Origin of the sequence: Pedobacter sp., assembly GCF_965279535.1 — a bacterium.
In the GTDB taxonomy this organism is placed as follows: Bacteria; Bacteroidota; Bacteroidia; order Sphingobacteriales; family Sphingobacteriaceae; genus Pedobacter.
Genome location: NZ_OZ257244.1, coordinates 2666477 through 2690621, shown reverse-complemented (window position 1 = coordinate 2690621; position 24145 = coordinate 2666477). Strand labels below are relative to the sequence as shown.

Sequence of the window (24145 nt, the reverse complement as noted above, 5' to 3'; positions counted from 1 at the left end):
AAGGAAAAGCATCCAATTTGGATGCTTTTCCTTTTTCAGTCTTTTGAATGTTATTTATACCTGACTATCACGTAATCTTTTGATTTCGTCGTGAGAAACTCTCAATGCAGCTTTTTGCTCAGAAACTAAATCTCTGATGTTGGCTGGTAAATCTTCTTCTTCAAGGGCCATTTTGTAAGCATTTTGGGCAGCATCTTCCCCAAATTCACAATTGTTTAATACAGTTTTACGATCATGACCGGTAAATAATGCCTTAACATCCATCCATCCACGATAAATTTTACCAGAATTAGTTGTTCCGCTTTCAACTTCTTCTCCTAAAACTTCAATTTCTTGCGCCAAAGCCATTTTATATTTATGGCTTTCATCTATCATACTTAAAAATAAAGATCTTAAGTCCGCATCTTCATCTTTTAATTCTTTTCTTGCTTTTTCATAACCTTCAATTCGATCATTATTAATTAATACCAGATCGTTTAATATTTCTGCTGTTGCTGTTGTAGTTTTCATGTTTTTAATTGATTTGATGTATTAAAGGAACATGAGCTTACTTAAAAGGTTTGTCAAAATTTTAAGAAGGTTATTCGTGCTAGCTATAAACTTAGATTTTTGCGGGCAGGAGACATATTTTACAGCAAAGTCTGTTATCACTTATAGTATATTAACAAAAATGGCCTGCTTAATTGCAGGCCATTTTTGTTATTGGTACTTAGCACTAAACTTTTTATCCAGTTGCTTGTGGAGATTGTCCAGATTAATATCTCTCCCCTGTATAAAGGCTTGTTCAACTTTATTGGTTCTCATATCTAATGCATCGCCCCCCGAAATAAAGAATGTGGCATCTTTTCCCACTTCAATACTTCCGGTAGTTTTGTCAACACCCATTACTTTAGCTGCATTAAGGGTGATGGTTGATAAAGCTTTCTCCTTATCTAAGCCCCAGGCAGTTGCAGTTCCAGCCATAAAGGGCAAATTGCGTTGCTGCCAGTAACCATCAATACTCAAAACAACATTTAAACCAGCATTGGCTAAAACAGCAGCGTTTTTATAGGGCATATTTACATCATCATCATTATTACTGGGTAGAGCATGCGGTTGTTTAATTACCAGACTAATGTTGTTTTCTTTTAAAAAGTCGATAATTAAATAAGCCTCATCAGCGCCTGCAATTACAGGTGTAATTCCGAATTTTTTGGCAAAATTTACTGCAGCTACAATGTCTTTTTGGCTATCTGCAGTAATGAATAATTTCTCCTGACCAGAAAATACCTTTTTCATTGCTTCGAATCGGGTATTGATGGTTTCGGGTTTTCCCATTTCAATGTAGGCTTTGGCTTCAGCAAAGAAAGAGCTTAGCTGATTAATTGCAGCCTGCGTTCTTTCTGCCAATACCTCTGGCGAAGCCAATGTTCTGCCAAAGCCACCAAAACCACCTCTAACGCGCGGTGTTACAGGCCAGGTCATATGCATGGCATCGTCCGTGCGCAATGCGGCATCTTCCCAGTTCCATGCATCCAATTGTACTACAGAGGAGCTTCCGGCGATTGTTCCGCCCTGTGGTGTGGTTTGTGCCATTAAAATTCCGTTGCTTCGTAAAGTTGCCGGTACTTTTGAATCGGTATTATAGGCTACAATGGAGCGGATGTGTGAATTAAAATCGCCAATTTCCTGGAAATCCAGTGTTGCCTTTACAGCTTCTATTTCTGTTAGTCCAAGATTTGTTGTAGCCGCAATAAAACCAGGATAGACATGTTTTCCACTGGCATTAATCCTAACCACATCATCTTGTGGTACTTGTCCATCGGCCCTTACCGAAATAATTTTACCATTTCCGAAAAGGATAGTTCCATTTTCGATTACCGTTCCGTTACCTACATGGATGGTAGCCCCGGTTATGGCAATGGTTTTACTTTGCTTTTTTGCTGGAGAGATATTGGCCTGGGCAAAACACATCATGCCGGATGCCGACAACGCCAGGCTTAATAAATATTTGAAGTTAGTGTGCATGTTCGTTTTCGGTTAGTTCTGCTGAATAATTTTCTAAAGTTTCGCAATTGTATAAACGAGGAGCTTCGCCTACTGGGCGTTGTGTACGGCTACCTTTACTTTTACTTTCTAGCATCTTTTGAATCAAGCGTGCTTTTTCTGTTTGTTGCGCTTTTATTAACTGTGCATCTTTCTCAATATCCCAGTAGGCAATTCCATCTACAAAAGTTTTCTCTGCCTTCGCGTAAATGGATAATGGGTTCGCCGACCAGATGACCACATCCGCATCTTTACCAGCCTTTAAGCTCCCTACCTTATCGTCAATATGTAGCATTCTTGCCGGATTAAGCGTTACAAATTTCAAAGCATCTTCTTCTGGCACATTGCCATATAAAACCGCCTTTCCCGCCTCCTGATTTAAGTGACGGGCCATTTCTGCATCATCAGAGTTGAAAGCGGTGGTAACACCCACGTTGTGCATAATTTTTCCGTTGTACGGAATGGCTTCTGCCACTTCGTTTTTGTATGCCCACCAATCAGAAAAGGTAGAGCCTGCAATACCATGTGCTTTCATTTTATCGGCCACTTTATAACCTTCTAAAATGTGGGTGAAAGTATTTATTTTAAATCCGAGGCTATCTGCAACATGAATCAGCATATTAATTTCACTTTGTACATAAGAATGGCAGGTGATGAAACGTTTATTGTTTAAAATCTCTACAATCGCATCTAATTCTAAATCCCTGCGAACATTATTTCCCTTTACAGATAGTGCCCTGGCATATTCTTTCGCACGGGTAAATTCATCCACAAAAGTCTGTTCAACACCCATTCTTGTGACAGGAAAACGTGCTCCAGTACCAAAGTTACTTTGCTTAACATTCTCTCCCAATGCAAATTTGATGAAACCATCTGCACCTGCAAATTTCAGTTCTTCAGGAGATTTTCCCCAACGCAGCTTAATCAATTGCGATTGGCCACCAATAGGATTCGCCGAGCCATGTAAAATATGTGATGTTGTTACTCCACCTGCCAGCTGGCGATAAATATTTACATCTTCAGAGTTGATAATGTCTGCAGTTCGAACTTCGGCCGAAACCGATTGACCGCCTTCATTAATGCCACCAGAAGCTGCAATGTGCGAGTGCTCATCTATAATACCAGCGGTAATGTGTTTGCCTGTAGCATCAATTACTTTTGCAACTCCCGCCGATAGATTTTTGCCAACAGCTTTTATTTTACCATTCTCCAATAATACATCTGCATTTTGTAAAACGCCATCCTTTTCATTGGTCCAAACGGTACCGTTTTTAATTAAAATGCTTTCTTGCCTGGCCAGTTCGGCACTACCAAACGCTGTAAACGGGTAAATCATCTGTCCCATTGCCAAAGCGGTTTTAGGTTCCTCTTTTTTCGGGGTATCTTTAAGAGCCTCTTTATATGTTGCAGTAAATCTGCCCATTGTTCCATCAGGTAAAGCAGATTCACCTTTAATGGCTATTGGATTAGCGGAAGTAATATAACCACTTAAGCGTACATCCCCTTTCGGATTTTTCTTTAAGTTAAAGTTGATACTTATCCAATCGCCATTTCGGCTAAATGTGGCTGTTGTTTTAACGCTATCTACCCCAGTTCTTTCAATTGATGCGGCAGAGCCTCCATTGGTTCCGCTAATTTTTAAGATTAGTGATCCCAGGCCATCTATATTGAGGTTATAGCTGCCTTTTAAATCGCTAACATCCATTTTGTTAACAACAAAGCGCTTACCCTGAACCCAATTTTCGAAAATGATGTTACTGTTCTTAAATAAATTATCCGATGAGATTAAGAAGTTGGCAACTTTACCCTTTTCAATTGAACCCACTTTGTCAGCAACGCCCAAAATAGCTGCGGGAATTTCGGTAACAGCTTGTAAAGCCTGTTTTTCGGTTAATCCATTTTCTATTGCAGTGCGGATATTGGCCCAAAAATCTCTGCTGTTTTCCAATCCAAAAGTAGTTAGCGCAAATTTAACACCTGCTTTTTCTAAAATTGCGGGATTCGCCGGAGCCATCTCCCAATTTTTCATCTGGGTCAGGCTTACGTTTCTGGCTTCGGCAGGATCTTCCACATCGTAGGCTTTCGGAAAAGCCACCGGAATAATTAGCGTTGCACCAGTTGCTTTTACTTCATTTACCCTTTGGTATTCATCTCCACCAGATTTGATAATGTATTTTTTACCGAATTCCTTTCCAATTTTATCAGCACGAAGTACATTGGCCCAACCATCTACCTCAAAAAGCTGTGGTAAATTTTGTTGCTTACCGAACTCGGACAGTGAAATATTATACTCCTCTTTTTGTTTGCCATACCATTGCGCATCAAGATAAGTTTGACGGAGCAAAGCGATAGCGCCCATCAAAGAAGTAGGATAATCATTTTGAGAAGAACCTTTGTTAAAAGAATAGTTTGCAGCTGTTTCATCTTTCAAGATCAGGCTATTGTCTGGTCCTTCATTTAGGGTAACGGCCGCAGAAACTCCTCGGGCAATACCGTCCCTGTTGATGGTGTTGACACTTCCAAAGCCTATTTTGCGCAATTCATCCGCTTTTTTCGCATCAACAGAAAAAATGTTCTTCACATAAGTTTCAGGTCTGATAGCTTCATTCCATCCGTAAGCACCTTTTTTGGTAGATAAGAATATCGATTGGCGTTGCCCTCCAAAGCTACGCGTTTGTTGGGCAGTTTCCGTTAAACCATAACTGGTAAAAGGATCTATTAAAGAAGGGTAGATAAATTTTCCTTTCAAATCTATTACCACATAACCTTTCGGAACCGTTAATCCCGATCCAACAGCCTGAATGGTTTGTCCTTTAATTAAGAGTGTAGCATTTGTTAACGTTTGGTTGGCATTGACTACAATAGTAGCATTTGTAAAGGCAAACATTCCTGGTCTGGTATCAAAAGAACCATTTACTGGAAATGTATTTTGCTGAGCAAATGAAACGGCAGTAGAAAACACAAGCCCAAGGGCGAGTAATATTTTCTTCATAGCTTGTTTTGGGATTAATTTGTTTAAAACTAATATAAATTAGCGTTGATATTATTGATTAACCTATTTTTTACAATTATTACCTATTTTTGAGGGATAGATTTTAAAATTATGAATGATATTTTAAGAAGTGCGCACTCTGGATGGCGCTATGTGGTGTTTCTTCTATTGATTATTGCTGTAATCAAGGCATTATCCGGTTGGTTTGGGAACAAACCTTACACTGAAGGCAATAGAAAATTAAATGTGTTTACCTTAATAAGTGCACATATTCAATTACTTCTTGGGCTTGGCGTATACTTTTTAAATGGCTGGTATAAAATAGACAGCAGTATTGCTATGGGGCGTTATTGGAAAATGGAGCATATTAGTATGATGCTAATTGCGATTATTTTAATCACAGTGGGTAATGCCAGATCTAAAAAAATTGCAGAGGCTGTTGCTAAGCACCGTACCATTTCAATCTTTTTTGGCTTAGCCCTAATAATTGTTATCGTTGCAATCTTATTAATGACAAAAGCAGATCCCAGCAGAACGTTTTTTGGCGTATCTTAACCATCCAGCAAAATAGATTAAGAAAATAGCAAGAATAATATAAGTTTAGCCCGGTTTTTTATCGTACTGCTAACCAGATATAAGTTTCGCTGTTAATTTTTTCAAAAATTTGATAAATATTTTGATTTTTTGAAATTCTTTATATTTTTGTGGCTCATGATCAGCAATATACATACTTGGCTTTGGCGTAGTAATTCAAAAAAGAATTGCGCTGGCTGCGTATGAAAAATATAGTTTATCAACCTAAACCTTAAAAGAACCATTAAAGCCCGGCGTAGAACCACACGTCGGGCTTTTTATTTGTTAAAAAATTAGTACTTACGCCTTTACACATCATATAATGTTTAAAATAAATACAACTTACAAAAAACTACTTGCCGATACGACAACACCGGTAAGCATTTATCTCCGCTTACGGGATGTTTATCCAAACAGTATTTTATTAGAAAGCTCTGATTACCACAGTCGTGAAAATTCTATGAGCTTTGTTTGTGCCGAACCTGTAGCGGGTATTATTTTAAAAGGAACACGTTTAGAAACTTATTTTCCTGATGGCGCTGTAGAGATTACAGAAAGTGAAAACTTAATAGAAGAGATTTCGGCCTTCAAAGATAAATTCAAAGCGAGCGAACTTCCAGATATCAAATTTATATCCAGCGGTTTGTTTGGCTATTTTACCTGGAATGCCGTACAACACTTTGAAGATATAAAATTTAGTTCTGCAACACCTGAGGGGGAGGAAATTCCTGAAATGCAGTACCATTTGTACCGTTATATCATTGCGATAGACCATTTCAAGAATGAGATTACCTTATTTAAAAATACTTTTGACGGCGAAGAAGAAGGCGGACTTGAAAAGATGGAATATCTTATTCAGAATAAAAATTATCCTGAATACAAATTCCAGATACGTGGTGAAGAATCATCTAACTTAACAGATGAGGGTTTCATTCAACTGGTAGAAAAACTTCAGAAACACATTTACAGAGGTGACGTTTTCCAAATTGTACCTTCAAGGGCGTACAAACAATCGTTTTCTGGAGATGAGTTTAACGTTTACCGTTGCTTACGTTCAATTAATCCTTCACCTTACCTGTTCTACTTTGATTATGGCAATTTCAAGCTCTTTGGCTCATCGCCGGAGGCACAAATTACCATCAAAAATAATACAGCTAATATTTTTCCAATCGCAGGTACCTTTAAACGCAGCGGAAACGATATTGAAGATGCGGAACAAGCCCGCAAACTGGAGCAAGACCCAAAAGAAAGTGCAGAGCATGTGATGTTGGTAGATCTGGCCAGGAATGATTTGAGCAGGCATTGTAACCGTGTGGAGGTTAAATCATTTAAGGAAGTTCAGTATTACTCGCACCTTATCCACCTGGTGAGCAAGGTAAGTGGTCATTTGCAGGATGAAGTAAGTGCGTTTAAAGTAGTGGCAGATACTTATCCTGCAGGGACATTGAGTGGAGCACCGAAATACAAAGCCATGCAGTTGATTGATGAAAACGAAAAATTAGGCAGAAATTTTTATGCCGGAGCCATCGGATTTATGGGCTTTAACGAAGATTTTAATCATGCCATTATGATCAGAACTTTCATGAGTAAAAACAATGAATTGCATTATCGTGCAGGCGCCGGTATTGTTGCCGATTCTGTTCCTGAAACAGAAATGCAGGAAGTAAATAACAAAATTGCGGCATTGCGCAAAGCGATACAGATGGCCGAGGGGATCTAAACATCCGAAGTCAAAATAATAAAGAATTGTAATGGAAAATAAAGATAAAAAAACAGTCTTAGTCATTGATAACTACGATAGTTTCACCTATAATCTTGTTCATTTAATTAATGAGGTTGGTTATGAAGCTGAAGTATGGAGAAATGACAAATTTGAACTGGCGGATGTGGAGAAATTTGATAAGATATTGCTTTCTCCAGGGCCGGGAATACCCGAAGAAGCTGGCTTATTGCTGGACGTTATCAAAACCTATGCGCCTACTAAAAGTATTTTTGGGGTTTGTTTGGGCCAGCAGGCCATAGCAGAAGCCTTTGGCGGAACATTGCTAAACTTAGGCAGGCCTATGCACGGTATTGCAACACCTGTAACCGTAGTTGATGGCGATGAGTACCTTTTCTGGGAGTGCCCCCAAACGATTAATGTTGGCCGTTACCACAGCTGGGTGGTGAGTAAAGAGAATTTTCCCGCATGTTTGAAAATTACAGCCAGAGATCACAAAAGTGAAATCATGGCTTTGCGACACGAAACACTTGATGTGCGCGGCGTGCAGTTTCATCCCGAAAGCGTACTTACAGAGCACGGAAAACAAATGATGGAAAATTGGTTAACCTCCTAATAATGCCCCTCTTTTAATAGCATACAACATGAACATTTTAGATAAAATCGTACTTCGAAAAAAAGAAGAAGTGGCTGATGCGAAACGCCTGGTTTCGGTAAAGGATTTAGAAAAGGCACTGCATTTTAAGCGGACATCACACGTTTTCAAAGATTTTTTGCTGGCTCCTGATAGAACCGGAATTATCGCCGAATTTAAACGCCGTTCTCCTTCAAAAGGACTGATCAACGGCACATCCGATGTTGCGGAAGTTACCCAGGCTTATAATGCTTCCGGGGCATCAGCGCTTTCTGTATTAACAGATGTTGATTTTTTTGGTGGCAAAACGGATGATATTTTAGCGGCAAGAGCTGCTAATGAGATCCCTATTTTAAGAAAAGATTTCATGATTGATGAATATCAGATCTTGGAAGCCAAAGCCTGGGGAGCGGACATCATTTTACTTATTGCGGCAATCTTAACACCACAACAGGTTAGTGATTTAGGCCAGTTTGCCCACAATCTGGGGTTAAATGTGCTGTTGGAAGTACATAATCAGGAAGAATTGGAAAGAAGCATTTGTCCACATTTAGATGCTATTGGTGTAAATAACCGAAATCTGGCAGACTTTACTGTAAATATCCAAACTTCGTTTGACCTGGTGAACCAGATTCCTGATCAATTTCTTAAGATTTCTGAAAGTGCCATCAGTGAACCGAAAACAATTTTGGATCTAAAAAATGCAGGATTCAATGGGTTCTTAATCGGGGAGAATTTTATGAAAACCGATAATCCGGGATTAGCCATAAAAGATTTTATAAGTCAATTACATTAGTCGTTATAACAGGAGGCCAAAATTAAAGTTTCCGAATAAAATACCCATAAACAGGTAGATTTCTATGCCTGTATATGGGTATTTTTCATTTTAAACTAGGGTGTGAACAGCTTTTAGCCTTATTTAGCTAAATATTTAACAAAATACCCATGAAAAACATTAAACATTTTTTGTCCTTAACTTTAATTCTAAGTTTAACTTTTTTATTTTCTTGTAAGAAAGATAATGATTCGCCAGCGGTAACCACACACAAAGTGGTATATAAAGCTGTCGCTTCTTCTGGTTCATCAATAAGTATTGCAGTAGTCAGCGATGGTAAAGGTGGTAACGAATCATTTACCAGTTTGAGCGGATCTACCTGGACCAGCCCTGAATACACAGTTCCTTCTTCAGCTATCGCTATTGCCGCTGCAGTTAGTGCCACTGGAACATCAGCAACCTCTACCCTAAACTTACAAATTTGGGTTGATGGTGTAATGAAATCCGAAGGAAAATCTACAGGTGCTGTTTTAAGCGCAAATGCTTCGTATTCTTTTCAATAATAAATATAAAATGCTCTTAAGCCGCCCAAAAGGCGGCTTTTTTGTTTTAAAAGGATAAGTTATCTTTCATCGGTGGTCAAATTAGCCCGAGCCATACTTTCCCTAAAACCATTATTCTGTCAGCTTGGTTGTAAATGAGATTACACGTTTGCAAATTTCGTATATTTGTAGTTAATACATGGGAAAACAGAAATTTTATGATACTGCTGTAAAGCAGGAAAGAGCTGTCCTGGTTGGTGTTATCACACCCGGAACTTCTGATGATCTGGCCAAAGAATATTTAGAAGAGCTGGAATTCTTAGTTGACACTGCAGGCGGAAAAGTAGAGAAATATTTTACACAGAAAATGACTCGTCCGGAGCGTGCCACTTTTGTAGGCACAGGTAAACTGGAGGAGATAAAAGCATATGTAAAGTCGGAGGAGATTGATTTGGTTGTATTTGATGATGAATTGTCCCCATCGCAACTGCGTAACATTGAGCGGGAACTCAACGTCAAAATTCTCGATAGAAGTAATTTAATCCTCGATATCTTTGCCGGAAGGGCACAAACTGCACAAGCAAAAACGCAGGTAGAGCTTGCGCAATTACAATATCTTTTACCCCGTTTAACCAGAATGTGGACCCACCTGGAACGTCAGAAAGGGGGGATTGGAATGCGTGGGCCGGGTGAAAGCCAGATCGAAACCGACAGAAGGATTATTTTATCAAAAATTACCCTCTTCAAAGAACGCTTAAGACAAATTGATAAGCAAAACGAAACACAACGCAAAAACCGGGGACAACTGATTCGTGTAGCACTTGTGGGATACACCAACGTAGGTAAATCTACGATCATGAATATGCTATCTAAATCGGAAGTTTTTGCCGAGAACAAGCTTTTTGCTACATTGGATACAACCGTTCGTAAGGTGGTGATTGATAATCTACCCTTCCTGCTTTCAGATACGGTTGGATTTATCCGTAAATTACCTCACCATTTGGTAGAGTGTTTTAAATCTACTTTAGACGAAGTTCGGGAAGCAGATATTTTAATTCATGTTGTAGATGTATCTCATCCAAACTTTGAAGATCAGATTCATACCGTGAATGAAACTTTAAAAGATATTGGGGCAATAGACAAAGACATGATTTTAGTATTTAATAAAATTGATGCTTATGTTTCGCCAGAGGTTGATAACGAGGAAGATGATGGAAAGCTAACTTTAGAAGAATTTAAAAGAAGCTGGATGAGCCATGATAAAGTACCAGTGTTATTTATCTCGGCTACTGAAAAGGAAAATATTGAAGAGTTTAAAACACTGTTGTACGATAAGGTAAAGGCAGTACATACGGCCCGATATCCGTACGATAATTTATTATATTAAGTGAAACCCTTCATTGCAAGCTGAGCCCAATGCGCTGCCTGTAGTGATGAAAAAATAATTAGAATGGAAAGTAAACGTCAGCAAAAATTTGCAGGAGTACTACAAGAGGAGTTAGCACAGATTTTTCAACGGGAGGGTGCAGCTTATTTGCCGAATACCCTGGTTACCATTACGCGTGTGCGTGTGTCACCAGATTTAGCCGTTGCCAAAGTATATTTAAGTTTTTTTAATACCAACAACACCACGCTATCCATTAATACGGTAAACGCACATGCAGGTGAAATCAGATATAAACTTGGTTCAAGAATTCGCCATCAGGTGAGGGTAGTTCCTGAGCTTACGTTTTTCGTTGACGATACCAATGAATATGTTGAGCGCATGGATCAGATTTTTGATAAAATTGCGAAAGAACCAAGACAACCAGAAGAAGACAGTGAGTAATTTGTGAGGAAGCTAAGGGAACCCGTTAATTTTTTCACTCATTTTATTCCTGCATTGCTGGCTATTCCGGCAGGGTATCTCTTATTGCAGAAATGCCATACCCCCATCGAATTTACGGCAGCCTGGATTTATAGCATTGGCACATTTGTTTTATTTGGCGTAAGTGCCATGTATCATGGTTATCCGAGCACAGATTACGGCGTTCGTTTTTGGCAAAAATTTGATCACTGCTGCATTTATTTAATGATTGCGGGATCTTACACCCCAACTGCGCTACTCGTATTTAATGACTGGCTAAGCTGGAGTTTATTTGCAATAGTATGGTTTGTTGCAATTGTAGGCTGTTTGCTTAAAATTTTCAACCGTTTAAAAAGCACAGCCATTTCTTTAACCATCTATATTTTGATGGGCTGCCTTATTGTTCCCCTGCTTCAAAAAATGTTGGGTACGTTACCACTTGGGGCGATATTTTGGTTGTTGTTTGGTGGCTTGTTCTACATTGCGGGCACCTATTACTATGCGAAAGATAAACAACTTTACAAATGGATGCATAGCCATGAACTCTGGCACCTGTTTGTAATCGGGGGTGCGCTTTCGCATTACATTTATAACTACGTTTATATTTTTGATTAACCCATGAAGAATTTTGCAGAAATAATCTCTTCTAACGCAGGCCATATTCAAAAAGTAATCGATTTTGATAGCAGTGAGGATAAGTTATATGCTTTAGATTTTACTGCCAAAAATAAAGAACTGACCAGTGATATATTAAATGATACTTATTTATTTTCTGCCTGGGTAAACCAAAAGCTTCAGCACCATCATGCCAGATACGGCATTGGCGGTTATGGGGAACATCGCACCATCTATTCACGAAGCGAACATTTCGACACCGAAGCAGAACCCAGAAGATTGCATCTGGGCATTGATATTTGGGCTCCTGCCGGAACAGCTATTTACAATTTCTATCCGGCCAAAGTACATAGCTTTGCCAATAATAATAATTTCGGAGATTATGGCCCAACCATTATTCTTAGCTATGAAATTGATGGTTTAACTTTTCAGGTGCTTTACGGTCACTTAAGTCTGGCTTCGTTAACCGGCCTAAAGGAGGGGATGTTCATCCCAGAAGGAAGTAAAATTGCAACATTGGGTGCTAAAGAAGAGAATGGCTTTTGGCCACCCCATCTGCACATACAGATTATAAAAGACATGCAAGGATTAAAAGGTGATTATCCGGGAGTATGTAAATATTCGGAAAGAGAAAAATATCTCGCCAATTGTCCTGATCCAGATATTATATTAAAGTATACATTTGGATAGGTTGCAACGCTGTTAACCATAGCAGTTTGCTGACCAACAGTTTCCAAATCGACATGTGTTTTAGCCTCGTCGCGCCTTTATTTGGCGATTAAACACGAGAATTTTACGTAAATTAGCAATATGAAAAAGCTAATCGCCATTTGCTTAATTTTTTATGCTGCAGTTGCCCAGGGACAAGTACAGTTTAAAAGCGGCAAATCGGGTTTTGCAAGCTTCTTAAAGGAAAACACCGTTTATCCTTCCTATTCCAGAGATAATTGTATTCAGGGTACCGTTAACATCAGCTTTAAGCTTGATGAAAATGGCAAAGTTTATTATTCAAGAGTAAGTAAAGGGATTTTAACTGAACTGGATGAAGAAGCGTTGCGTTTGGTTCGTTTAAGCAGCGGGAAATGGAAAGTTCCGGCAGGATATGACACTACTATTTCAATCATAGCCCCGGTAAATTTCCAATTGGCGGGCTATTGTGAAGGTAAAAGTAAAGAAGATATTCAGGAGGCAATCCGTTCATACCAAAATGAAGAGGCTCTAACCAATTCTGTTATCAATTTTTATAAAAATATCGATCAGGCTAAACCTGGCCAGGAGCTGCAAATAATAGCCATTAAAAACCAGCTGGGTATAGACGATGATTATTTAAACTCGCGGATAAAAAATGGACTGAAGAAAATAAAGCAAGGAGACAAACAGGGCGCTTGCGAAGATTTCTTATTCGTAAAATATATGGGAAGTAAACTGGCCGATGAATACCTTGAAAAACACTGTAAATAATGCGCAATACGCTTAGATTTTTTGGTCTTTTAGACATCATCAGCATTTTTCTCCTGGCTAAACCTGTTTGGGATTTAGTTACACACTTAAATGAAATCCCCGATCAGTTCTTATCGCAGGCAAGGGTAATTTTGACTATCCCATTATTTATTTCGCTGTTCATTTCTGCCACTGGGCTAATGCTGCTTAAAAAGTTCGGATTAATCACCTACTATCTTCAGTTTCCATTCAGATTAGTGGTTTGGGTCTTTTCTTTTGGATTTATCACCTTATTGCCTGAGTGGCTAAATCTGGGCGATGCCTGGTTTGGAATCCTTTTCAAGGTTTGTTTTATTACCGAATTCTTCAGGCTTTACTTCAGCATCAAAGCGCATCAAAAAGGGCTATATAATTATTGAAATTGCATCTTTTAAAATTTTAGCTTCGATGGTGTTTACCTTACCAATGTATTCGCCATCCACCTGAAAATGAGCCTTATATTTAGAGGTTATTTTCACTTCTGAAGTTTGAAAAACCTCCACTTTTTTAGGATTGAAAGGCAATTTCGTAAACCATACTTTCAAAATTTCCAAGTAAGAATAGTCTTTTACCAGCACGACTTCAAAGAGATCATCGTCTAGTTTCCCATCCGGATTAATCTGGAGGCCGGTTCCGTACATGGTTGCATTTGCAATAGCTACCATTGCGGCTTTAGATTGAATCTGCTCGCCCTTAATGTTCAGTACAACTTCCATTCGTTTATGGTTCCATAACGCGTGCCAGGTGGCCTTAGCGTAACCCCACATACCTCTTTCGGGCAAGGTATCGAATTTTTTTACGAGATAAGCATTGAATCCCAAGTCAGATAGATGAATACAAATCTCATCATGTAACTTAATCACATGGATTTTCTTTGGATTTCCGTTTTCAACTACAGCCAAGGCTTCCTGAATATCAGTAGGGATGCCTAATTCTTTCGCCATTCCATTGGCAGATCCAGCTGGAATAATCCCGATAGGTGTATCCTGAAATAGCAAACATTCTGTAACCAGCTTTAAAGTTCCATCGCCGCCAACAGCAATAACCCGATCTGCTTCAGATTGCTCAATCTTCTGCTTTATTTTTTCGATAGAGCAATCTTTAGGTAATTCATATAAATCAATCTCGGCCGGCTTATCATTAAAGTACGAAGAAATAATATCCTTTAAATCTAATTCGTGATTTCCGGATCCAGGGTTAATGATAAAAAGTAGTTTCATTGTTTCAGCCGATATAGGTACTTGCAAAACAACTTATCTCTTACTCTGTTTTAATTACAATGAATAAATCTGCAAAGGTAAAAGTTTATCATGGCTACGGTCATACCCATAACCTGGTTGTTTATGGCCATGTGTTTAAGTACAAGCCCAAAACAGAGCAAGTTTACAGCAACAATATTTGGGTTAACATTATCCATTTATTAAAACTATTCATTTTAAAACCCTATCCTTTCGTTAACGTTCGTCTTCAGTTTTTTAATCAGACCATTTACAATAAGACTGAAGCGGATGGATTTTTTAAATTTGAATGGGAAGCAGCACATGATGTTGCTGCGGGCTGGCATTTTGTAAAAGTTGAAGCCATTGCGGCTGATGGTACCGTTTTAAGTACAGGCGAGGGCAAAGTATTTGTTCCCCACATTACACAGTACGCTTTTATTTCTGATGTTGACGATACCATTATGGTCTCACATTCGGCAACCATTGGAAGACGCCTGAGAGAACTTTTTATTAAAAATCCGAGAACGCGCAAAACCTTTCCACAGGCAGCGAATCATTATCAGCAACTGGCTTTATCACAAACTACTGCCGACCAACCTAATCCTTTTTTTTATGTGAGTAGCAGTGAATGGAATTTATATGATTATCTGGTAGAAACATTTAGATTTAACAAATTACCAGATGGAGCCTTCTTATTGAACACCATAAAACATTGGCGAGATTTGATTAAAACGGGTAAAACAGGCCATGAAGGAAAATTGTTACGGGTAATGCGAATATTGGATGTTTTCCCGAATCAAAAATTTATTTTCTTTGGTGATAATTCTCAACAAGATCCTGCAATTTATACTGCTATTGTAGAAAAATATCCTCAAAATATTGCAGCGGTCTATATCAGAAATATCAGAGCGGAAAAAGAGTCAGAAACGAAAGCACTTCTTCAAAAAGTAGTAGCAAAGGGCGTGCATTCCTGTCTTTTTAAAACCAGCGACGAAGCCATACAACATTCTAAAACAATAGGGTTGATTATTTAACTGATCGATTTACCAAAAGGAGTAAAGGCCAGGTTCATTAACTTAAAATGTTGACGGCCGAATGGGATTCCTACAATGGTAAGGCAAAGCAAAATGCCAAAAAACAAGTGTGTGAGTGCAATCCAAAAACCACCAAAAACCAACCAAATCATATTCATTATTGTCGACAAACAACCTGTATTGGAAGAAGTTTCAGAAATCTTAACACCAAAAGGAGCCAGCCCTACAATTGCAAACTTAAAACACTGAATGCCAAATGGAATACCAACGATGGTTAAACAAAGAACCAAACCACCGATAATGTATTCGAAAAAGATAAATATTCCGCCAAAAATAATCCAGATAATGTTGCCAATAAAATTCATTTCGTTCTTTTATTTTAAGATGGTTACTGGCCAGAATTGTTACAACGGAACCTGGTTTTAGCGTTGATTCGTTTATGCGTTATTCCTATCTTAGGGAACACACAAAAAGAAATACTGTATGAAAACACTATTCACTACGGCGGCATTTGCCGCTTGCTTTGCGCTGCCATCCGCCAAAGCACAAACCGTAAACGGCATTAGATTAAGTGAAATTAAAACTGATGTAATTGAACTACGCGCAGTTGAAAGCACTTTTGCTGATAAAACCTGGATTGCATTAGAATATGGTCAAAAGCCTTATGATACAGGCGATTTATACATAAAAGATGATGATGGGAAGAAATTAGCTTTTAATTCTGCAATTGATGCAGTAAATAAAATGAAAAGTTATGGGTATGAGCTCTTCCAGGTTTATTCGAGTCGAAATGCTAAGGATGACAGCAAAGCAAATTACGTATTGAAAAGAAAAATTGATTCCCAATGATACAAAAGCCAGCAAATTTGCCGGCTTTTGTATCATTGGATTTTCAGGCTAAATAAAATCTAATGTGTTGAACTTTTTGCTTAAAATATCTGCATTGTTCACATCCAGCCATTTATCTAAAATGGTTCCGTAAACTTGTCTAAAATCAAGCTGATACTTTAAATCTCCGGTATCTAAATCGCCAAGATTTGGCGCTGGATTAAAAATACCCTGTTTCTTTAATCTGCCACCAAAAACAAACATGTTATTGGCTGTTCCATGATCGGTACCATTACTTGCATTTTGTTCTACGCGACGTCCAAACTCAGAAAAGGTAATCACCAGTGTGTCTTCCAGTTTATTATTGCTCTTCAAGTCCTTTAAAAATGCCGCCATTCCTTCACTGTATTGTTTAAGTAAATTGCCTTGCTGTCCAATTTGATTTACGTGTGTGTCAAATCCGCTAAGTGAAACATAATATACACGCGTTTTCAATCCTGAAGAAATAAATTTCGAAACCGTTTTCAACTGGTTTGCAAATCCACTTGTTGGATAAGTTGCCTTTGATTGGTAAATTTTAGAAGTATTTTGAATATAACTTGCTGAAGAAGAGGTTTCGATCATGGTTTTATACAAATAGCCCAGATTATCTTCATCCAGATGTTCCTTGTCATTTTGAATCATTGATTTGAAAAACGGATCATTGGTATTGCGAAAAAGTGCCGCAGGATCTTTCAATGCGATTCCTTTTTTAGTTTGACCTTTCAGTGCGAGTGATAGAGAATCATCTACCTCAATGGCTGTATACGGAAACTTGCAGGTTTGGCAGTTACTATCCAGGTAGCGTCCAATCCAGCCTGTAGATAAAAATTGATTACTGTCACTTCCGGTTTGCCAAATATCCATTGATCTGAAGTGCGAGCGGTCTGGATTTGGATAACCCACATCATTGATAATCGTCATCCAACCCTGGTCGTATATTTCCTGTAGCGCAGCCATGTTTGGGTTTAACCCCTGCATATCATTCAGCTTAATTACTTCTTCCGGTTTAATGGCGATGCTTCTTCGTTTTTGATAATATAGATCATTTCCGAAGGGAACCACTGTATTTAAACCATCGTTGCCGCCGGATAACTGTACTACGACTAAATTTTTATAAAGTGAAAGCTCATCCAGGGCCATGGCCTCTAATGGTTTCATAAAAGCTGGAACAAACAATGAACCTGCAGCCGCAAAACCTGTATTTCTTAAAAAATTTCTTCTGTTCATCTTTAGTTTTTGTTAATGATTAAGGTGCTAGCAAAGCTGATATTCGGGCATGCTTGTTATTTCTACTGCGGTACTTCGTAACCCTTTATTGTCACTTACCATTTGAGTAATCTTCGTATTTAGTTTGGGTTGAAGTAGAAATTCAGTCAATTCTAAAGGGCTTAAATTTTTTGGTAAAGTATCTAAAAACCTGGGCCAGTTTGCCTGGGCATTTACATAAGATTTTACCGTTTTTTGCTTGGTTGTTCTGTTTAAAGCAATTACAGCTTCGTCTTCCGGATCGGCTTTACCACTAAAATCGATTTCTCCATCATTTAAAACTAAAGAGGGGATTCGCATGCGCAGCATGAGAGAGGAGCTGTCAATCCAGCTTTTACCACCCGGCCAACCTGCCACATTGGGTGGATTAAACAGATATTGCCCCAAACTACTTTGCAGCTGAATTAATACCTGTGGTTTGTTATAAGTGACGTAAAATGATCTGCTCAAACCTACCAGGAATTCGGCAGGTGATTTTATTTTAGTGCCCACATTTTCGGGATTGTAAAACCATTCTGAAGTAAACAACTTTTTCATCAGTTCCGAAATGTTGTATTTTGAATTGTAGAAATGATCTGCCAGTTCTTTCACCTGAGCATCATTCGTTGTATCATTTACAAAAAACTTATAAACCTTTTGAGCAATAAAGGTTGCTGTTTGTGGCTTCTCTAAAATGATATCAATAATGTGTTCTCCCTGGAAATTACCCACCTTACCAAAAAAAGTTTTAGTTCCGGCATCATGCTGATTCTGTCTAAAGATAAAACTACCGTCTTTGTCGAACATCCAGCCCGTAAATGATCGGGCAGATTCTTTAATATCCTGTTCGGTATAATTGCCTCTGCCGAGGGTAAAAAGCTCCATCAGCTCCCTTGCAAAATTTTCATTGGGATGTCCTTTTCGGTTTTGTTGATTGTTGAGGTACTGAAGCATGGCAGGAGATTTGGAAACTTCTATAAGCAAGGTTCTGAAATCGCCTAGACCATGTGTTCTTTGAATATTATTGAGTTGTTGGGCGTACATCGGATTATTGCTTCTGCAGGCAAAATGCCCATGCCAGAACAGGGTCATCTTCTCTGTTAGCGGCGTTGCAGTATTAATCATTTTATTAACCCAGGCAATATTAAGATCTCTGCTTACCTCGTTTTGCATGCGTACAATTTCCTGCCGCATTTTCTTTTCTTCATCTGTGAGGTCTTTTTTAGCATAAAGCCCGGCCTGAACCAATAACTGTCTTTTCGATTCGCTGGAATCCACCAAGGCTAGTGATTCATCCTTATCTGGCGATTTGAATAATCCATCGACCACTTTATTAAGCTTTTTTTTACTTAACTTTTGCAGATCTGCGTAAGAAATCCCAAAGCCCGCACGGTTGTATAGGTGCTTTACTTTCAGGAAATTATCATGAGCATTCATAGTTTCGGCAATTTTTAAAGTATGACCTAAATAAAACGCCATGGTTTAATCTTTGTTTTCTTTCTTATTTTCGCCTATGTTTTTTCAACTGCTAGAAGATGATGTAAGTTTTCCAGATCCGGCATTGGCTGAGGAAGATGGATTGCTTGCGATTGGCGGAGATTTAGGTTTAGAAAGACTTCTTGTTGCCTATTCTAATGGGATTTTTCCCTGGTTTAGCGAAGGAGAACCTATTCTTTGGTATTCACCACATGAGCGCTGTGTAATTTATCCCAGCCAGATCAAAATTAGTAAAAGCATGAAAAAAGTACTGAAAGATGAGTTTTTTCAGGTAACCATTGATGAGGCCTTTGCCGATGTTATCCAAAATTGTGCTGCAACACCGAGAAAAGGGCAAGATGGTACCTGGATCACTGATGAAATGCAAAATGCATACATTAACCTCCATCAAAAAGGTTTTGCGCATAGTATTGAAGTATGGCAGGGAGATAAACTGGTTGGAGGCCTTTACGGTTTACTAATCAACAAGGTTTTCTGTGGTGAAAGTATGTTCAGCCATGCAAGTAATGCGTCTAAAACTGCACTTATTTACCTCAGTAATTTAGATATAAAACTCATCGATTGCCAGTTGCCTAATGACCACCTACTGAGCCTCGGTGCAGAAATGATTGACAGGGATACTTATCTGGAGATGCTGCAAAAAGTTTAATCACTTTTTATTTAGGGAACTTACCGTCTTGTGCACACGTGGTAAAATACCGAAAGAGCCTGCAAAATTAGCAGGCTCTTTAATAATTTAAATAACGATAGAATTATAATTCTCTTACCCAAATATTTCTAAAGCTTATCGCCGGACTTGGGTCACCGTGATCTTGTAATTTAATAGAAGCTGCTCCGTGTTTTTTATATTCCGGGGCACCAATATATCTGGTTTCTCCTTTTAGGATAAAATTATTTTGTAGTAAAACGCCATTCAAAAATACGGTTACACTTGCCGGTTTAGACACTGTACCGTCTTCATTGAAACGCGGTGCATTCCAGATGATATCGTAATATTGCCATTCTCCTGGTTTTTTATTGGCATTAGCCAATGGCACAGCCTGTTTATAAACGCTTCCGGTTTGACCGTTAACGTAAGTTTTGTTGTTATAGGCATCCATAATCTGGATTTCATAACCATCATCACCGCCGCCGGTAGAAGCCAAAAATACACCACTATTTCCTCTGGCCTGTCCTTCACCCGAAATATTTGCAGGAATTCTCCATTCCATATGCAGCTGGTAATCGGTAAACTTCTTGTTGGTTTCAATGTTACCAGTTCCTTTTTTAACCGTGAAAAAGCCATCGTCAATGGTCCATGCTGCTGGTTTACTCGGGTCTTTCACAGAATGCCAGGCATCTAAATTTCTGCCATCAAATAAAATTATGGCATCAGATGGAGCATCTTGTGGAAGTTTCCCCGGGCTTACGGTTTTAGGAACAGGCTCCCAAACTTCAGTTGTTTTCGGATCTTTCGCAGGATCAGTTTTTTTATCTTGAGCCATTGTTGCTTGTGCGGCAAAAAAAGTTGGGATAAATAATAATGCGTATTTGTTCATATTTATAGATTAACTTTCTAAAGTTAACCAGTTTATCAAGAAATGGAAATTTCGTATTGAATTTATTACGCCAAATCGTCTACAACATAGGTTTCTGTAATTACAACTTCATCTGGTGCGTTTGCAACTTCTTGCTCTGCATAATCTTTCATTGGGCAGTAACCTGTAATTCCCCTATAAAGCAAACCTGCACCGGCAACAGCACTGGTTAATCCGATAACGGGATGGGAAAAAAGGGCTTGTATTCCTTTAACGAAAAGAAATGTACCAGCTGCGCCAGATAACCAGCGTTCAGAGGCGGAAACATTTTGATAAAGCTCGGGATATTTTAATGCCTCTTTAGCATTTTTAATCACTGTATTTAAATTTTCATTTGTCATGGTAGTAGGTTTTTATCTATTACTATAACAAGAAGATTGGAATAGAGTTTTAAGATTAATTAGTGAATGAGAGAATGAATGAATGATTGAATGCAAAACGTAAGATGGATAAATGAAAATATCGTCAATAACTCAGAACCCAATCATTAATTCAGTATATCTCTGATATCGTCCTTACTTAATGATTTAAAGAAACTTTCTTCAGTGGTAATTAATGAACTGGCTAAAGATTTCTTGCGGTTTTGCAAAGCCAGAATTTTCTCCTCAACTGTATCCTTTGCTATGAATTTATAAATAAATACCTTTTTATCTTGCCCAATGCGGTGTGTTCTATCAATAGCCTGTTGTTCTACAGCCGGATTCCACCATGGATCGAGAATGAAAACATAGTCTGCCTGGGTAAGGTTTAATCCTACACCTCCGGCTTTTATCGAGATCAGAAAGACCTTTAAATCCTGATTTTCCTGAAACTCGGAAACAATTTCACCCCTGTTCCTGGTAGCCCCATCCAGATAGGCAAAAGGAATTTTTTCAGCCTCAAAATGTTTTTTGAAGATATCAAGATGCTTTACAAACTGAGAAAATACCAAAACTTTATGCCCGCCTTTTAATACATTATCTAAAGTGTGGATTACATTTTCGAATTTTCCTGAATCAGACAGGTAAGTGCCATCAATCATCACCGGGTGGTTGGCCAATTGCCTTAAAGCAGTTAAACCTTGTAACAATTGAACTTGTTTTTGCGCAAAAGTCCCGTCGTCCATACTTTGCAATAAATCATTGCGGTAAGCCGATTTGGTTTTTTCGTAATACGCCGCCTGATCTTCGCTCATATCACAGTAAATAACCTGCTCTGTTTTAGCAGGAAGTTCTGCCGCTACCTGTTCCTTGGTTCTGCGAAGAACGAAGGGTTTTATGATGGTTTGGAGTTTACGGGCTTTTTCTTCATCCTTTTTCTTTTCAATAGCCTGCACATATTCTTCATAGAAAAATGCCTGCGTACCCAATAAACCTGGATTTAAGAAGGTAAGCTGAGACCATAAATCACCAACAGAGTTTTCTACAGGTGTACCACTTAAGATTAATCTGTGCTTAGATTTTAAGCTCCTTACTGCTTTAAATGATTTGGATGAGGGGTTTTTAATATTCTGACTCTCATCCAGGATTACATAGTTGAAATAGAAACTCTTCAACTCATCTATATCCACACGGGTTACCCCATAAGTAGTGATTACAATGTCATAGTTGGCAAAATTTGCTACATCCTTGTTCCGATTGGTACCCGTATGTGCAAGGATTTTAAGTTTTGGCGTAAATTTTTTAGCCTCAGTAAGCCAGTTATATATTAACGAGGTAGGCATGATAATCAACGAGGTAGTATGTATTTCTGCCAGTTGATCATCTTCTTTTGCTTTTTGAAGCATGGCCAGTGTTTGAATGGTTTTACCCAAACCCATATCATCTGCCAAACAACCTCCAAAGTTATACTCCCGTAAGAAGCTAAACCAGTTGTACCCGGCCTTTTGGTAGTCCCTTAAGCTGCCTTTAAAATTTACAGGCATTTGTGTATCGGCAATATCTTCAAAATCAGATAAACGTTGAAGTTTTCGTTCTAAAGTAACATTGGCCAGGCTATCTTCAGCTAAATCATTGATTAAACCGATGTGATGTTTCTTCAGTTTCAGTGTTTGTCCGGCTTCTGCCAGGCTGAATAAACTGCCATATTGCGTAAACCATTTTTCGGGTATAATGGCTACCTCTCCATCGGGAAGAGTAAATTCTCGTTTTTTATGGAGGATATGCTGTTTTAGTGATAAGAATGGAATCTGGTATTTACCAAACCATACTACAGCATGGATATCAAACCAATCGTTTCCTTCTTTTACTTCTAAATCGATCTTGCTTGCACCAAAAACAAAACGTTTTTGCCCGGTGGCCTGCTCAATTTCAAAACCGGCAGCCTGTAAAATCTCAATGTGTTCGTTAACCCAGTTAATGGCCGCATAACTCGGATTATCCTCTTCTGCTGCTACTTCCAGATTGCTAAATAAAGAACTGGTTTTTTTAAGCCCTAATGAGAGCAACAGGTTATATTGTTTTTTCTCCCACTCTGCAGATCTTTTTATCCTATGGAAAATGTAGTTATCGCCGATTTTTTCTAGTCTTACCGTTACTTTATGCGCATTCTCTACCGGGAAAATATACTCTCCGTATTTAAAATAGAGTTGTATTTGCGAAAGGCCCCCATCTACGTAAAGCACTTTGATAACAGGAATGGCTTCAAACTGCTCGGTTCGAATTTCAAACCCCTCTGCATATACATGATGTTTCTCTATAAGTGGAGCAACAAATTTCTCAAAGTAAGTAGCTTCTGTAGTTTTCGGAATAGCGATGTAACGTTTATTTAAAAAGGGCTGAAGCTTCTTACCTTCAATATCCTGATCGAAGAAATACAGCACATCATTTAACAATAACCAGGCAGGTTTATTGCTGATGATTTGTGCATCCTTAAACATGAATTCGATTCGCAGATTTTGATATTTGATGGTAGGAAAGTACCTGGTTTCTGTTTCATTTCTTCTGAAATGAAATAAAATAGATGCCGGCTCAGCAGCAAGTTCTATTTTACGTTCTACAGGCCAGCCATCCTTATCCATGAGATAAAGTTCATCTTTAACTTTAAGCAGTTCCAGAACTTCAGCCAGTTTTTTTTCTATTTTCGGGCGAACATTTTCATAGAATTTATCATCAAAAATTTTAGTGAAAAACTCCGTGGGCCTGATTAATTTCTTATAATATTTCTTGATTAATGCGTCTTGCTCAATATCATCTAATATTTTAATCAGCTTATAGTCGATTTCGCTCAGGCAGGCATTAAATTCTTCAGCAGTATGCGTAAAAATTCTTTGATAAGTAAAAGAAAAATCTCCCTGAGGATTGAGCTGAACAATGTGAGGTTCAATTAAATAGCCCAAATACTCATGTTTACACAATGAGTATACCACTTTACAGTTTTTCGAGCTATCTACACGTAACATTAATCAGAATAAAATTTTTAAAAGCTACTCCGCTTAAAAAACTTTAAACTTACAACATTTTGCGATTACAACAAAAAAAGCGAAGGAAATTGTAACAAAAAAAATAGCTTTCTGAATTTAGC

The 24145-nt window shown here is 38.4% G+C and carries 24 protein-coding genes; 14 read left to right on the top strand and 10 right to left on the bottom strand.

The window, feature by feature from the left end:
- Positions 1 to 54 precede the first annotated feature (54 nt).
- The 3 genes from ACQY77_RS10795 to ACQY77_RS10785 all read right to left on the bottom strand — a co-directional run bounded on the left by ACQY77_RS10795 (position 55) and on the right by ACQY77_RS10785 (position 5017).
- The gene (locus tag ACQY77_RS10795) at positions 55 to 510 is read right to left on the bottom strand and encodes a PA2169 family four-helix-bundle protein (protein WP_421942131.1); all 456 of its coding nucleotides are present in this window, start codon (positions 508 to 510) and stop codon (positions 55 to 57) included.
- 189 nt (positions 511 to 699) lie between these two features.
- Entirely contained in the window at positions 700 to 2007 is a 1308-nt protein-coding gene (locus ACQY77_RS10790; protein WP_421942132.1) for an amidohydrolase family protein, read from the bottom strand.
- Positions 1997 to 5017 (bottom strand): amidohydrolase family protein, encoded by a 3021-nt coding sequence (locus tag ACQY77_RS10785; protein WP_421942133.1) that lies wholly within the window; start codon positions 5015 to 5017, stop codon positions 1997 to 1999. Before ACQY77_RS10785 ends, ACQY77_RS10790 begins: the two co-directional genes overlap by 11 nt.
- Before the next feature lie 111 nt (positions 5018 to 5128).
- On the opposite strand from ACQY77_RS10785, the gene ACQY77_RS10780 reads away from it, so the two are divergent.
- From ACQY77_RS10780 to ACQY77_RS10730, 11 genes are all read left to right on the top strand, one after another.
- Complete coding sequence (locus ACQY77_RS10780; RefSeq protein WP_421942134.1) at positions 5129 to 5572, top strand: cytochrome B; 444 nt, start codon at positions 5129 to 5131, stop codon at positions 5570 to 5572.
- Positions 5573 to 5912: 340 nt separating this feature from the next.
- Positions 5913 to 7310, top strand: a complete 1398-nt coding sequence (locus ACQY77_RS10775) for an anthranilate synthase component I family protein (protein WP_421942135.1) — start codon at positions 5913 to 5915, stop codon at positions 7308 to 7310.
- Positions 7311 to 7341: 31 nt separating this feature from the next.
- Positions 7342 to 7926 carry an anthranilate synthase component II gene (locus ACQY77_RS10770; RefSeq protein WP_421942136.1) on the top strand — a complete coding sequence of 195 codons (585 nt, stop codon included), beginning with the start codon at positions 7342 to 7344 and terminating at the stop codon, positions 7924 to 7926.
- A 28-nt stretch (positions 7927 to 7954) separates the two neighbouring features.
- Complete coding sequence (gene trpC / locus ACQY77_RS10765) at positions 7955 to 8740, top strand: indole-3-glycerol phosphate synthase TrpC (RefSeq protein ID WP_421942137.1); 786 nt, start codon at positions 7955 to 7957, stop codon at positions 8738 to 8740.
- 149 nt (positions 8741 to 8889) lie between these two features.
- A complete protein-coding gene (locus ACQY77_RS10760) occupies positions 8890 to 9282 on the top strand; it encodes a hypothetical protein (RefSeq protein ID WP_421942138.1) in 393 nt (130 codons plus the stop codon).
- A gap of 178 nt (positions 9283 to 9460) precedes the next feature.
- Positions 9461 to 10648 (top strand): GTPase HflX, encoded by a 1188-nt coding sequence (gene hflX, locus ACQY77_RS10755; protein ID WP_421942139.1) that lies wholly within the window; start codon positions 9461 to 9463, stop codon positions 10646 to 10648.
- Positions 10649 to 10711: 63 nt separating this feature from the next.
- Positions 10712 to 11089, top strand: a complete 378-nt coding sequence (gene rbfA, locus ACQY77_RS10750; protein ID WP_421942140.1) for a 30S ribosome-binding factor RbfA — start codon at positions 10712 to 10714, stop codon at positions 11087 to 11089.
- 3 nt (positions 11090 to 11092) lie between these two features.
- A complete protein-coding gene (gene trhA, locus ACQY77_RS10745; RefSeq protein WP_421942141.1) occupies positions 11093 to 11722 on the top strand; it encodes a PAQR family membrane homeostasis protein TrhA in 630 nt (209 codons plus the stop codon).
- Positions 11723 to 11725: 3 nt separating this feature from the next.
- Positions 11726 to 12412: a peptidoglycan DD-metalloendopeptidase family protein gene (locus tag ACQY77_RS10740; protein WP_421942142.1), complete on the top strand. Its 687-nt coding sequence runs from the start codon at positions 11726 to 11728 to the stop codon at positions 12410 to 12412.
- 120 nt (positions 12413 to 12532) lie between these two features.
- Positions 12533 to 13183, top strand: a complete 651-nt coding sequence (locus tag ACQY77_RS10735) for an energy transducer TonB (RefSeq protein WP_421942143.1) — start codon at positions 12533 to 12535, stop codon at positions 13181 to 13183.
- Entirely contained in the window at positions 13183 to 13581 is a 399-nt protein-coding gene (locus ACQY77_RS10730) for a hypothetical protein (RefSeq protein ID WP_421942144.1), read from the top strand. The genes ACQY77_RS10735 and ACQY77_RS10730 overlap by 1 nt, the downstream gene beginning before the upstream one ends.
- Here ACQY77_RS10730 and ACQY77_RS10725 read toward each other — a convergent pair.
- On the bottom strand, positions 13567 to 14421 hold the full coding sequence (locus ACQY77_RS10725) for a diacylglycerol/lipid kinase family protein (protein ID WP_421942145.1): 855 nt from the start codon (positions 14419 to 14421) through the stop codon (positions 13567 to 13569). The two genes, ACQY77_RS10730 and ACQY77_RS10725, sit on opposite strands and share 15 nt — an antisense overlap.
- Positions 14422 to 14480: 59 nt before the next feature.
- On the opposite strand from ACQY77_RS10725, the gene ACQY77_RS10720 reads away from it, so the two are divergent.
- Positions 14481 to 15455: an App1 family protein gene (locus ACQY77_RS10720; protein ID WP_421942146.1), complete on the top strand. Its 975-nt coding sequence runs from the start codon at positions 14481 to 14483 to the stop codon at positions 15453 to 15455.
- On the opposite strand, the gene ACQY77_RS10715 is transcribed toward ACQY77_RS10720, so the two are convergent.
- Positions 15452 to 15820 (bottom strand): YccF domain-containing protein, encoded by a 369-nt coding sequence (locus tag ACQY77_RS10715; protein WP_421942147.1) that lies wholly within the window; start codon positions 15818 to 15820, stop codon positions 15452 to 15454. The two genes, ACQY77_RS10720 and ACQY77_RS10715, sit on opposite strands and share 4 nt — an antisense overlap.
- A 118-nt stretch (positions 15821 to 15938) precedes the next feature.
- Here ACQY77_RS10715 and ACQY77_RS10710 point away from each other — a divergent pair, with 118 nt between their 5' ends.
- On the top strand, positions 15939 to 16304 hold the full coding sequence (locus tag ACQY77_RS10710) for a hypothetical protein (protein WP_421942148.1): 366 nt from the start codon (positions 15939 to 15941) through the stop codon (positions 16302 to 16304).
- A gap of 48 nt (positions 16305 to 16352) precedes the next feature.
- Here the strand turns inward: ACQY77_RS10710 and ACQY77_RS10705 are convergent, their stop codons facing one another.
- Entirely contained in the window at positions 16353 to 17552 is a 1200-nt protein-coding gene (locus tag ACQY77_RS10705) for a DUF1501 domain-containing protein (RefSeq protein WP_421942149.1), read from the bottom strand.
- Between the two features lie 27 nt (positions 17553 to 17579).
- On the bottom strand, positions 17580 to 19049 hold the full coding sequence (locus ACQY77_RS10700) for a DUF1800 domain-containing protein (protein ID WP_421942150.1): 1470 nt from the start codon (positions 19047 to 19049) through the stop codon (positions 17580 to 17582).
- A gap of 34 nt (positions 19050 to 19083) precedes the next feature.
- Here ACQY77_RS10700 and aat point away from each other — a divergent pair, with 34 nt between their 5' ends.
- Positions 19084 to 19716 (top strand): leucyl/phenylalanyl-tRNA--protein transferase, encoded by a 633-nt coding sequence (gene aat, locus ACQY77_RS10695; RefSeq protein ID WP_421942151.1) that lies wholly within the window; start codon positions 19084 to 19086, stop codon positions 19714 to 19716.
- Between the two features lie 103 nt (positions 19717 to 19819).
- Here aat and ACQY77_RS10690 read toward each other — a convergent pair whose 3' ends face one another.
- The 3 genes from ACQY77_RS10690 to ACQY77_RS10680 all read right to left on the bottom strand — a co-directional run bounded on the left by ACQY77_RS10690 (position 19820) and on the right by ACQY77_RS10680 (position 24023).
- Positions 19820 to 20605, bottom strand: coding sequence for a 3-keto-disaccharide hydrolase (locus tag ACQY77_RS10690; RefSeq protein ID WP_421942152.1), 786 nt, complete (start codon positions 20603 to 20605; stop codon positions 19820 to 19822).
- 65 nt (positions 20606 to 20670) lie between these two features.
- A complete protein-coding gene (locus ACQY77_RS10685; RefSeq protein WP_421942153.1) occupies positions 20671 to 20985 on the bottom strand; it encodes a YgaP family membrane protein in 315 nt (104 codons plus the stop codon).
- A 146-nt stretch (positions 20986 to 21131) separates the two neighbouring features.
- Entirely contained in the window at positions 21132 to 24023 is a 2892-nt protein-coding gene (locus ACQY77_RS10680; RefSeq protein WP_421942154.1) for a DEAD/DEAH box helicase, read from the bottom strand.
- Positions 24024 to 24145: the final 122 nt, after the last annotated feature.